The organism is Photobacterium damselae (assembly GCF_003026815.1).
GTDB classification, from domain to species: Bacteria; Pseudomonadota; Gammaproteobacteria; order Enterobacterales; family Vibrionaceae; genus Photobacterium; species Photobacterium damselae.
Genome location: NZ_PYOG01000001.1, coordinates 424,539 through 437,711 on the forward strand (window position 1 = coordinate 424,539; position 13,173 = coordinate 437,711).

Here is a 13,173-nt window from a genome sequence, read left to right on the forward strand (position 1 = left end):
CGTTTTTTTCCTAAACTGGGATCTCGATGCCAGCACTGCGCATCTTCGCCAGTTTGTAACGAAGTGTACGCGGGCTAATCCCTAACCGTTCTGCTACATCTTTACGCTTACCATCGCAAGCCATCAAGGTGTCGAAAATAATAGAGAACTCTTGCTCTCTCAATTCATTCCCTAAACCATCGGCACAACTCACGATCATTTTCTTGCTATTATCTTCTGGTTTCTTAGTGTCTTCAGGCTCGGGTTCAACACTTTTTGCTGCTTGATCTGATGCCAACTCGCTCTCACTAAGTTCAGATACTTGTTGCTGCTGACAAATCGCTTGCTGCAGACAATCCGCATCAAGCCAGTCAACCCCTTCAAGAAGAATATGATCATGGGTAATTTTCTCTTCACACAAGATCAAAGCACGTTGAATCACATTATCGAGTTCACGAACGTTACCAGGCCAGTTGTAGCAACACAGTTTTTTTAGCGCACATTCAGAAACATGGGGAACCGGTAAGCCCTGTTTTATGCAGTGGCGTTCGGCAAAAAATTGGGCTAATGGTGCGATATCACCTAGACGCTCAGCCAGTGGCGGCCAGGTAATTGGGAATACGTTCAATCGGTAATATAAGTCTTCTCGAAATTGACCTTGCTCTACATATTGGCGTAAATCTCGGTTACTGGTGGCAAGAACACGTACATTTAGTTTGATGCTCTTACGACTACCAAGGCGTTCAACTTCTCGCTCTTGCAGTACGCGCAGTAACTTCGCCTGTAAACTTAAATCCATCTCACTGATTTCATCGAGCAAAATGGTGCCACCTTGTGCTTGTTCAAATTTACCCGGACACGCTTGAATTGCCCCGGTAAAAGCACCTTTTTCGTAACCAAACAGTGTGGCTTCAAGCATATTTTCAGGAATAGCAGCACAGTTAATCGCGACAAATGGACCATCGCAACGTAAAGAGTGTTCATGAATATAACGCGACATCACCTCTTTACCAGAACCACTAGGGCCTAACACCATCACATTGGCATCAGTTTTTGCTACTTTTTCTGCTAAATTCAGTAAGCGTTTACTCTTTTCGTCAGCCACAATAGCTCGGCCTAAATCATTTTTGATTGGAGCATAACGGCCAACTAAATTAAGTAATACTTCAGGGGCAAATGGCTTAGACATATAATCGACAGCCCCTTCACGCATCGCGATAACCGCGTCTTCAATGTTGGCAAAAGCTGTCATCAAAATCACGGGGAGTTTTGGATAAGTAAGCTTGATGCTACGGAGTAAACTGAGGCCATTCATACCCGACATCTGAACATCAGAGACAACAATATCCACCGATTGCTCTTTTAGCATCAATAAAGCTTGTTCTGCGCTATTGGCTTCTAACCAGTTGTATCCAGCAAGCGCTAATGTATCAATCAGCGCTTCACGTAGGCCATCATCGTCTTCAACAACAAGCACACAAGTTTGATTCATCCTTTACTCCGTATCTGTGTCAGCTAAAGGTAGCTGCAAAGTAAAACAAGCCCCTTGCTCAGGCTCTGAAACAATATTTAATTGTCCGTTATGAGCGTGAACCACCATTTGTACTACCGCCAATCCAAGTCCGGTTCCCTGACTGCGGGTGGTAAAAAAGGGTTCGAGTATTTTGTGCTGCAACTCAGCTGGAATCCCAGGACCATTATCCGCCACAGAGATCAAAATATTACCCTGCTGTAATTGGCATTGAATGGCTATTTGAGCGCCATCCCCTGCATTTTGGATCGCATTAATTACCAAGTTACTGATCGCACTGGCTAAGGCGTTTTCATTTCCCAATAAACAACAGGACTCATCGTCACAATCGATACTAAAATCAATTTGGTGATGGATAACTGGCTGCTCAATCATGGCTTCAAGGCAATTGAGTAAACTCTCTAAAGAAAAGCGGGTAACGACTTTGTTATCTCCACCTTTAGCAAACAGCAACATATCACTGACTTGTTTTTCAAGGTCGTGCAATCTATCCACTAACTTACCTTGAAAACGCTGTCGAGTTGCTGGAGCCAACTGTTCTGAACCTAAATGAGAGGCATAGAGCATAGCGCTCGACAAAGGGGTTCTCACTTGATGAGCTAACGAGGCCACCATCTTGCCAAGCGAAGACAAACGCTGAAGTTCGCTTAATCGCGACTGCAATAATCGCGTTTCGGTCATATCCGTAATAAAAATTAGCTGCCCTTCACTGGAAGCTGAGATAGCCAATTTTACTTTTCGACCATTGTGCAAAGAAACCTCATGACCATCATCATCTTGCGGGGCAAAAGCACGCTTAATGATATCAATCCAACGTTCACCAATTAATGGTTCATCCAATAGGCGATGAGCTTCTGGATTCGCATCGTGAATTCGGCCTGTTGCATCAAGTAGCAACACACCTGTTGGCATTACATCAAACACTTGCTGATAACGCGCTTGTTGTGACAAAGATAGGGAGGTCTTCAGTTCGTCCATGAAAAATACAAATATTGACAAAAGTCTAATTAAGCAAAATACATGCCAGATAAAACATATATTTTTCAAAGCGTTGGAGATTACTTCAATGTCAGGATATTGTCAAATTTATGACAGAGATAAAAATACCGAGGTTAACAAGGCAAATAGACTTAGCGATATTCTAAAAAATAGAGAGCTATTGGACACAGGAAAACAGGAAATAGATAGATTGCAGACAGACGCTAACATAAGTAATGACTGGCGATTCATAGAGATAAAAAAAAAAGACCTTGCTGTATTACTTACAACAAGGCCTTTTTATAGATGTCTATGTTTAGAAATTAACGAATATCGTCTTTGCTTAGACCATATTTACGCATTTTCTCAACCAGAGTTGTACGACGCATACCCAGCATATCGGCAGCACGTGCAACAACCCCATTTTGAGCTTCTAATGCTTGACGGATCATATCAATTTCCAGATCAGCCAACATCTCTTTTAAGTTTAAACCTTCAGGAGGTAGATCACTTAAAGAGTTCGCATCATCATTACTTTCAGCAAAGATATCGGCCAGAGCTTCTTGCTCCATCTGTTCTAATGTTACATGAGGTTCTGGATGGAACTCGGGTAAATCCGTATGACGGTAGCTCATAGGTAAATGATTTACATCCACCATTTCACCTGGGTAAAGGATGATGAGTCGCTCAACCAGATTGGCTAATTCGCGCACGTTACCTGGCCACTTATGCTCCATTAAAGAAGTAATAGCACGAGGTGTAAAGTGAACAACATTTGCCCCTTCAGCTTCCATACGAGCAAGTAGCTCTTGCAACAATAGCGGAATATCTTCAATTCGCTCTCGTAGTGCTGGCATCTCAATTGGGAATACGTTCAGACGGTAATACAAATCTTCACGGAACTTACTGTTGGCGATCATCTCATCTAAATTACGGTGCGTTGCTGCAACAATGCGTACGTTTGCTTGAATGGTCTGGTTACCACCAACACGTTCAAAACAGCGCTCTTGCAGAACTCGAAGTAACTTAACTTGCATCGACATTGGCATATCACCAATCTCATCAAGGAACAGTGTCCCCCCTTCGGCTAATTCAAAACGACCTTTACGAGCTGCAATGGCTCCGGTAAATGCCCCTTTTTCATGATCGAAAAGTTCACTTTCTAAAAGGTCTGGGGGAATTGCGCCACAGTTAACAGGAACAAACGGACCTTTGCCACGAGAAGAGTGATAGTGAATATTACGAGCAACCACTTCTTTACCCGTACCTGATTCACCTAAAATTAAGACACTGGCATCCGTTTTCGATACTTGTTCTGTTAAGTGACGAACTTGGCTGATCGCCGCACTTCGGCCCACCATACTACGGAACAAGGTATTTTTACGGCCAAGCTGAGGAACTTGAAATGCTTTTTTGCCCAAAAACTCTTGGCAATGACGGAAGGCATCCATCAACTGGCTGTAATTAAATGGCTGGGCTAGCTCACCAACAAAATTGGGTAAACCAGCAAGTTCGGAACGATGTTCAGGAAGTGCGATGATCGGGATGTGATTCTGCACTCGTAAGGCATCAATAATACGAGTCAGTGCTTTATGTGACTGAAAATTACCTAATAAACAGGCACCCCAAGTATTATCCCATATTTGCTCATCAACTTGGTCAGATGATATGACGCAGTGCTGTTCACCAACGAAATCAAGGATCACACTGAGATCGCGGCGGTGCTGCAGATCGTCATCAATAACGAGAGTCTTTGCTATACCTTGCATAGGTCTATATGCCCTGCCTTTTTACAAATTTATGCATTTGTGGCAAATAGAAACCACAAGTAATGGTCACTATTGTAATAAATGTTCAAGATAAGGCAACAATGAAGGATGAAAACCTGTGATAACAATGCAAGGTATCAAGAAAAAAACACTGTAATTTTGGTAATTTACAACGCACTTCACACTATTTTCGAAAATAGCATCTAATATTTTAGGCACTATTCAGCAACAAATAATAATAAAGTACCCAAGCTATCTATACATTATAGCTTGGGAACCCTATATCATCGATTAGCTAGTCAAATAATGGTATTCAGATGGGATCTGATCCCAAGCAGACTTAATTTCACGCAACATAGTGATCACTTCATCAATTGGCTCAGGCTGATTTTCAGCATTTGCCGTACTCACTTGGCGAATCATATAGTCATAAAGCGAATCAAGATTATTGGCAACATCACCGCCATCTTCCATAGATAGACAGTCACGTAAACTCATAATAATATCCAGTGCTTTTGAAAGGCGCTCGCACTTCATCGCAATATTACCTTGCTCCATCGCCGCTTTGCCTTGGATAAGACGCTCAATAGCTCCAGCATATAACATCTGGATAATACGGTGAGGAGAGGCACTGGCTAACTGAGCATTAACCGATACTTTTTTATAAGCTTGAAGAGAACCACGCATGGCTTATTCCTATAGTTTGTTCTGATAACGCTGATAGAGTGAAACACTTTTTTCACTCCGCTTCGCTTGAAGTAATTTATCTGCAATTATTTGTTTATGTTGTTGTAAAATTTCTTTCATTTGCTGTGTTCTTAATACCACAGCATCAAATTGTTCACGCGTTAAGTTATCGCGGTCAGAAAGAATGGATTCAACAATCTGATGTCGCGCTAAAACGAATTGTTCTAGCTGTTCTGGAAAATCATCAGGGTAATTTGAGGATCGCAGTAGGGCTATTATTTGTTGTTCTATCTGGTCTAACTGTTCCACACACTCACCTTAACTTATTTAAATACCATCAGGCTCATCATAGTATTTAACTCATTATTCATTTTACCAATCGCAGCATCCATCGCACTAAACTGCTTATACGTACGTTCTTCGTATGCTTTCATTCGCTCGTTCAGATCGGACATGTCATCATTAAGTCGCTGCTGCTGTTCTTTTAAACTCTTTTCTTTTTGTGTAATCGAACCGTCAGTACTGCTTGTAAAGCTTTTAAAAATAGCTTCTGATTTATCCAGGAAACCATCATCTTTCGTATGAAAAAAGGCATTAAACGCTTTAAAATTATCTTTTAATGCGTCATCCAATTTCTCATCATCAATTTCTATCTTTCCGTATCGATCCGTTGTAACGCCAAAGTCACTGAGATAATAAGATTGATTATTTACCTCAACCCCACTATTCATTAAGTTACGCATTTGGCTAATAATCGAACGGGTTAGGCTATCTCCATTAAGCGGCCCACTACTTTTTGTTTCAGTATTGTATTTACTTAAACTTTCACTGGTATCAATAAAGCCATTGTAAGCATCAATGAACTCCTTGATCGCTTTCTTCGCTCCCGATGTATTATTTGTAATATCAATCTTGGCGGACTTAACATCTTCGGTATTTGTGAGCTTTTTAATATCGAGTGTTAGCCCTTCAATCACGTCTTCAAATTTATTACTATCGTTACTTACTACGGTATGGTTATCGATTCTTATCTGAGCATCCACACCCGCTTGCATCTGAATCATCTCTGGGTTAGCGGTAATATTTGAAGGATCAAAGCTCAGTTTTTTGAGTTCACCATCCATCTTAGATGCATCAATGGATATTTGGTTTTTAACGCCTGTCTGTGAGCTAGAAAAAACAATCTTAGCTCCTTTTTCATCATTAATAACGGTTGCTGTAACACCTGGGTTATCTGATGCGTTATTAATCGCGCTAACCACTTCTTTTAAGCTACTTTTATTCTTATCAATCGTTAATGACATTGTTTTGCCATCAACCGTTATATCTAAGGTTCCTGAGCCTAATTCTGCTTTAGGATCAGAATCAAAGGCGTTATTGGATACTATTTTATGCGATTTTGCGAGAGCCAGTACTTCGATATTATAAGTACCATTTTTCGCTTCTGCTGATGCCTTAACATCCACAAAACTACTCTCTGAGGATTCTGCCGATTGACCAGCAAAGACTTTATCTTCGGTAAATTTCTTCACCATATCTTCAAGTCCAGAAACCGCAGATTTTATCTGTCCATAGCCACTAAGCTGTACCCCAACCTTCTGCTGCTGCTCCTTAATTCGTTGTTCTTTTGGAGCTCGTTCAGCAGCCACAAGCTGTTGGGTCATTCCTGTAATATCAAGACCAGAAGCTAGTCCACCTGCGCTTAATCCCACAAAATATCTCCATTACCCGATAAATTTATGTCTAAAGAATAATAACTAAATTTTTAATAACATTAGTGGCAATACTTTTTCATCAACTTGGAGACCATTTTCAATAATATTTTTAATACTTCCCGATAAATGTATCCCGTGACTACGAGCTCGATGAAAGGTATGAACAACATCAATAACATCTTGGTGGGTAAGTTCTCGTTGTGATGCGATTGCCATCAAAATGCCACGAATAATCACAAAATCGATAACTAAATTACTGTAAGCCTGATACCAATCATCTTTTGGGAAATCATAAAAATGCATACCATATAAGAAATAATTAATCCAAAGTTGAGGATACTCAGCAATAAATGACGAATAATGGCCATTAAACCCTTGCTGTAATATATCCACTTGCTGTTGAACATCATCTCCTGCTGGCTCTAATGCAGCTAATAAATTGTTGTGTATTTTTTTGAGCTGTTCAATAACAGAACTGTATTGACTCTTAACCCCAATATAAAGGTGAGCATTAAAAGCTCGAATTAAAAAACCAGGATGAAAACTTTCTGCAGTTGTACTTTGAGTATATGTAGACAGAAAATCGCCATTTGTAATTTGTTCAATACAGACTTGATAGCATTTTTCAAACTCATCTCGATCATCTTTTCTAGCTTCTAAGAGCTTTAATGTCATTCCCAATATAAACAAACGGGCTTCCATCGGAACAGAGTCTATTAGCAAAATATCAATATAGAGTTGACGTAACACATCATAATAAAATGGTCGTTCATAAGACTTTGCAGCAAAGTCACTCTCAATTTCTTGTTCTCGGCATAACATAGCTTCTGGGTTAAACAATATCTGGCGAGCCGCTTCAGGACATGACAGTGAAAGCAGTTGTTCTACCCGATCTCCTCGAGTAAAGGTAAGGCGCGGGTATATTTTGCACGTATCAGATAGGCAAGCGTGTCCATGGTGTTTGTGAACTTCACATAAACCTTGTTGATCTCGAAATGGACAAACACCTTGATCATTCAACTTTATTCTCGCATACGCTGAGCTTGCTGATTGATTAGGGATTCGTTCAATCCATTTTTTACTTCGACCTTTGAACGTACTTTTATGAACCATAAATTTATACGTTGTCTTATCAATATTAATATTCCAACCATGGCAACAATGATTTTCACACTTATCAGCAATACAAGAGAAATTGTCAACAAATTGAGGAATCGCTTCAATGAATTTCATTTATTACCTTATTTATGGCTACGAACTAGATACTGTTAATTGTTTCTAATGCACATTTTGTACCAACATCGCGAATATAAAAATAGTACAAAAAAAACCCTAACCATCATGTGATTAGGGTTCTGAGTCATAGTTAAAATATCAATTAGCCTAGTAGGCTCAACGCTGACTGTGGGATCTGCTTCGCTTGAGCAAGAATTGATGTACTCGCCTGTTGTAGAATTTGGTTCTTAGTCATATTTGTAGTCTCTTTTGCAAAGTCTACATCTTTAATACGACTATTCGAAGCATTTACATTTTCATTGATGTTAGAAAGGTTATTTAAGGTATGGTTAAAACGGTTCTGTACCGCACCTAGATCCGCTCGTTGAGAGTCAATACCAGCAATAGCGGCATCAATTACATCTAGTGCATTTTGAGAGCCATCAACGGTTGTAAGATCAATATCTTTAACAGAATTTAAAGAACCAGTAGCACTATCAGTCAAATCATCAGCTAAAGCTCCCCCAACTTTAAAGTTACTGCTCGATGATAATTTTATTTGTGCATCTGCAACTATGTTGTCGTTTGCAGCACCTGCTTTCTGTCCACCAAGTTCCACACCATCTTTAGCTGCGCCAGTAACTTTTATTCCATCTACATCCTTTGCAGTGAGATTGATAGTACTTCCATCATCGGCAACCTCAGCGCTATAACCACTTTTACCTAAATCTTCCGCTAATTTCTTCGAATCACCTTTATATTTAGATAGATCAAATTCGTCTTTGCCAATAACTAATTTACCAGTTTCCGTAGAAGCTAGGTTTCCTATTGTTGTGGTTACCGAAGTACTCGCTTTTATCCCTGTATTAGCTTTATTAATTTCAGAAACAACTTCAGTTAATTTTTCATTACCAGCAAAAGTTAAAGTTTCTTTGCCATTAGGGCCATCCAATTTAAGCTCTTTATTCGTTGCTCCAACTTTAGCAAAATCAAGAGCAGCACCAGATTTTTGTACACCCTTACCAAAAATTTTACCAGCAGAGCCTCCCGCAGCAAAATTACCAATAGCATCAGATGAAATATCACTTAAAGAAACGCCAATTGTTTCATTTGCATTAGCACCAATTTGGAACTCTTTTGTGCCAAATGAGCCATCAAGCAGGTTTTGACCACCAAACGTGGTAGTGTCTGCGATACGAGTCATTTCTGTTTGTAATGCTGTCACTTCTTTTTGAATTGCAGCACGATCGTCATCTGAGTTTGAACCGTTTGCAGATTGTAGTGCAAGATCGCGCATACGGTGCAACATATTAGTTGATTCTTGCATTGCACCTTCTGCGGTTTGCGCCATAGAGATACCGTCATTGGCGTTGCGCATTGCCACATTTAGGCCATTGGTTTGGCTTGTTAAACGGTTTGAAATCTGCAAACCCGCAGCATCGTCTTTTGCACTATTAATGCGTAAGCCCGATGATAATTTTTCCATACTGTTTGCCACGCCATTGCTCGCGCTATTTAAATAGCGCTGGGCGGTCATTGCAGAGACGTTAGTATTAACAGTAACAGCCATAAGATAACACTCCTTGGTATGATCTCACCCAGTACATAGCCGGGTTATAAAGAAACATTCAATAACTTAGTTGCTATTGTTAACGGCATAGAGAAATCAAACTTTAGAAAAATTTTCAATCAAATCTCAAAATATTTAATTTTTAAAAATAGAAGAGAAATGAGAAAGGTGCAGACCCCCAAAAAAGTAAAAGGCGGCAAATCATTGCCGCCTCATTTGAGTATTACTCTGCACTAAAATTTGAAACTTAATTAGACTACAAATAATTAAACAGACTTAAATTTTTAGTCTGACTAAACGCAGCTTGTGAGGCTTGTAGTGCCATAGCCTGCTGATTAAGATCCAACACCGCAGAGCTATAATCAAGATCTTCTAATCCGCCGTGCGCGGTATTAAGGGTAAGTTCAAAGTCGAGGTGCTGCTCTTGTTGGCGTTCTACTTGCTTCATGATTGAACCAACCTCAGAACGCTGCTGGTTCATATGCACAAATCCGGCATCTAAATCATCAATAACACGTTGCAGGTTTGCTTGCGCTTCTGGAGATGATGTTGGCGCATCTGCATAGGTAATTGCCGCTTGAATAGAGTCAAAAATATTAAAACTCTGTGCTGGCTGCAAAGTAATGGTGTCACCATCTTGCATCTCAGCAAATTTTAAATTAAGCGTTGGATCTCCTGCCGTACTACCTGTGTATTCAATCCCTTTTTCCGGATCATAAGGCTGATCTTTAACAACTTCAGTACCATCAATACTTAACGAGTAATTGGTCACTTTAACCGTTTCACCGTTAGGGCCTGCTGTTGTACCACCATCAGAAAAAGAAACTTGAATCGCTTTGGCTTTTGAGAAATCTGAAATATCGGCACTCAATACATGTGCTTTAGAACCCTCCGTTAGCCCGGCAAAGTTTGGCCGAAAATCACCATATGGGTTGGGAATGTCCATAAAGACCTGATCGCCTGGCAAACTGGTTTTGACGTTCATATTGCTATCAATCTGAGTTTGGCGTGACTGGCTATCCCCTTGGTAGGTCATATAACCGTCTTTTTCAATAAAGGGCTTAGTGTCCATCTGATTGCCAGCAAAAATATAGTTACCCGCTTCATCTTTACTGTTGGCTAAACTCAGTAGGCCATCATACAAACTTTGCAGCTCATCTTTAAATGCTTTGCGATCGTTTGCTGCCATTGCCCCGTTTAACATTCCCAACACTTTCTGCTTGGTAACATCAAGGTTATCTTCCACACCAGCAATATTAGTCTCTAACACGCCTAAACGGTTATTTGCCAAAGTGATTGCATCTTTGTATTGCCCAATTTGGGTCAGTTGCTGCTTGTAGTTCTGAATACTAATGGAAGAAACAGGATCATCACCCGATGTATCAACACGCTTTCCGGTTGCCAATTGATTATTGGTATGACTCAATTGGGTTTGCTTGCGCATTAGGTTTGAAGTCAGATTATTGTATTGGCTTAAGGTTGAAATTCGGCTCATCGGTCATCACTCCCTATACCGCACGCATTAAAGTATCAAAGGTCTCTTTAGCCACCGACATAATACGAGAGGAAGCCATATAAGACTGTTGGAATTTCATCAAGTTAGCCGCTTCTTCATCAAGGTTGACCCCAGATAAATTAGATACTCGCTCGCTCGCGGCATCAAAATCCAACTGTGTCACTTCTGCGGTTTGATCAGCGTTTTTCTTTGCCATACCAATATCGGTAGAAAGCTTTTGGAACAGATCGATAACACTTGATTTACCATTATTCATCGACTTTTGAGCTTGAACTTGCTGCATCGCTAAGAAGTTACCATTGCCCCCCGTTGCTTGGGCTCGACCTAAATTCAATTGGAAACTGTCACCAGCTAAGGCACCAGCTTGCAATGCTAGCCCAGATAGATCGCCCGCATCGGTTTTCACCGTTAAGTTTTGAGGTTTAGCGCTATCGTAACCAAGTTCGGTCACTTCACTGCCTTTATCATCAATCAGAGTCATCGGTTGACCCGTTGCTTGATTAATCAGAGAAATTTTATTGCCACTGTTATTAACTTTAAGTTCATAGACACCGGCTAATGCATCAGACAATTGCGGCACCGTTTTAATAACAGACGCACTGCCTTGATTAGCTTGATGAGGCATAACGGCAAGTTGAGAGTGACCCGCAAGCTTTTTCGGATCGCTCATTTCTACCGCCATATTGGCCGCACCATCTCGTACAGGACGAATTAAAATGGATTCACTTTGTCCTGCGGTTGGCGTCGAAAAGGCTTTTTCAATATTGATCGAAAAGCCATCGACAGAGAGCGATTGTTTCTGTGAGGTATCTGAGATTGTCGTCTGTTTTCCGTCTTGATCAGTCACGGTGTAATTGTAGTTTGTCCCATCAAAATTCATATCTAGCTGATAGTCACCAGTTTTTAACTGATTAACATCATCAATACTCACTTGAATCTCAGCATTACTGCCTAATGGCTTAATTGCCCGCTGCTGCATCGCACTGACACTGTTTACATCGCTAAATAGCAATGCACCTTGCTCTCCGTTTAAATCCACACCTTGTTGCTGCAGATCGTTAATTTGTTTGGAGAAACCAATTGCCATTCGCCCCATTTCATCCAGACTTTTATCAATCACATTGTCTCGAATATCCAGTAATGAACCTAAGCTGCCGCCAATGCCATCGCTTTTAATTTCTTTGGCACTATTGCCTGTTACCAATGCGATTTGCTGGGTTTGAGTATCTGGCTTACCGTTAACTAGTTTTAATTTTGCTGAAGTAACGCCTGACACCAAGGTATCACCACTTCCGATGATCACTGTATTGGCTAAACTGCCTTTATCGGCTAACACGGTCACTTTGGTGTATTTGGCAAGTTCGTTGATCAGTGAGCGCTGTTTATCAAATAGATCGTTTGATTTGCCGCTTGCCGCCTGTTCTTGCAAGCTGGTATTCACCGCGGCAAGTTCTTGCCCTAAGGTATTAATGCGCTCCAATGATACGCCGATTTGATCGGTCACATCTTGGTGCATATTGGTCAACGTTTGATGGCTAGTTTGAAAACTTTGAGCGGTTTGTTTCGCTTGTTCTAATACCGTTTGGCGCGCACCAAGATCGTTAGGATGATCAGATAAAGATCGCACCGAATTATAAAAATCGTTCATACTGTTTACGGTATTTACGGCACTTTTCGACGTAAAATCATCCAACATCATCATATTTTGCTGACGAACATTAGCTTCTTCTAGGTGGGTAGTCGACAAGGTCAGCTCTCGAGCGGCAAATTGATCGTAAGCACGAGAAACATTATCGATATAAGCTCCTGTGCCGTAATAATTACTGCCATTGTAGAAAGCATCATCGGCTTTTTGTTCAACAACCTGGCGACTGTATCCCGGTGTGTTGACGTTACTTATATTGTGACTTGCAACATCCAATTGCTTCTGCGAAGTACGCAGGCCACTCATACCAATTTGCATTAAATCCAGAGCCATCATTTTATCCTAACCATAAACGATGGCACCATCTTTGCAAGAAACATACCCAAAGTTAGCCACAAAGACCGCTCATAGAAAAAAGAAGGCGCTAATAGCCACCTTCTTTTATGAGCATCACAGATTCAATAAAGATACAAAGACACATAGCGATAAAAAATAGCAGCAAAAAATCGTAGTTATTTATTGGGTTTTATTTATAATTCATTCGATATTGCTGAATTTATTTTGATAC

Annotated in this window: 10 protein-coding genes; all 10 read right to left on the minus strand. The window is 40.5% G+C overall.

Annotated features, from left to right (window positions below):
- Positions 1 to 10: 10 nt before the first annotated feature.
- A complete protein-coding gene (locus CTN07_RS01920) occupies positions 11 to 1,471 on the minus strand; it encodes a sigma-54-dependent transcriptional regulator (RefSeq protein ID WP_005300448.1) in 1,461 nt (486 codons plus the stop codon).
- Between the two features lie 3 nt (positions 1,472 to 1,474).
- The gene (locus CTN07_RS01925) at positions 1,475 to 2,488 is read right to left on the minus strand and encodes a sensor histidine kinase (RefSeq protein WP_036764243.1); all 1,014 of its coding nucleotides are present in this window, start codon (positions 2,486 to 2,488) and stop codon (positions 1,475 to 1,477) included.
- Positions 2,489 to 2,811: 323 nt separating this feature from the next.
- Positions 2,812 to 4,257 (minus strand): sigma-54 dependent transcriptional regulator, encoded by a 1,446-nt coding sequence (locus tag CTN07_RS01930; protein WP_107183670.1) that lies wholly within the window; start codon positions 4,255 to 4,257, stop codon positions 2,812 to 2,814.
- 291 nt (positions 4,258 to 4,548) lie between these two features.
- The gene (fliS, locus tag CTN07_RS01935) at positions 4,549 to 4,944 is read right to left on the minus strand and encodes a flagellar export chaperone FliS (RefSeq protein WP_005300459.1); all 396 of its coding nucleotides are present in this window, start codon (positions 4,942 to 4,944) and stop codon (positions 4,549 to 4,551) included.
- 9 nt (positions 4,945 to 4,953) lie between these two features.
- A complete protein-coding gene (locus CTN07_RS01940; RefSeq protein ID WP_036764247.1) occupies positions 4,954 to 5,253 on the minus strand; it encodes a hypothetical protein in 300 nt (99 codons plus the stop codon).
- Between the two features lie 14 nt (positions 5,254 to 5,267).
- A complete protein-coding gene (gene fliD, locus CTN07_RS01945) occupies positions 5,268 to 6,656 on the minus strand; it encodes a flagellar filament capping protein FliD (protein WP_005300462.1) in 1,389 nt (462 codons plus the stop codon).
- 45 nt (positions 6,657 to 6,701) lie between these two features.
- Positions 6,702 to 7,892, minus strand: coding sequence for a flagellin lysine-N-methylase (gene fliB, locus CTN07_RS01950; RefSeq protein ID WP_005300466.1), 1,191 nt, complete (start codon positions 7,890 to 7,892; stop codon positions 6,702 to 6,704).
- A 145-nt stretch (positions 7,893 to 8,037) separates the two neighbouring features.
- Positions 8,038 to 9,444 (minus strand): flagellin, encoded by a 1,407-nt coding sequence (locus tag CTN07_RS01955; protein ID WP_005300469.1) that lies wholly within the window; start codon positions 9,442 to 9,444, stop codon positions 8,038 to 8,040.
- 256 nt (positions 9,445 to 9,700) lie between these two features.
- Positions 9,701 to 10,939: a flagellar hook-associated protein FlgL gene (gene flgL / locus CTN07_RS01960; RefSeq protein ID WP_005300474.1), complete on the minus strand. Its 1,239-nt coding sequence runs from the start codon at positions 10,937 to 10,939 to the stop codon at positions 9,701 to 9,703.
- A 13-nt stretch (positions 10,940 to 10,952) separates the two neighbouring features.
- Positions 10,953 to 12,941 carry a flagellar hook-associated protein FlgK gene (flgK, locus tag CTN07_RS01965; protein WP_232282462.1) on the minus strand — a complete coding sequence of 663 codons (1,989 nt, stop codon included), beginning with the start codon at positions 12,939 to 12,941 and terminating at the stop codon, positions 10,953 to 10,955.
- Positions 12,942 to 13,173: the final 232 nt, after the last annotated feature.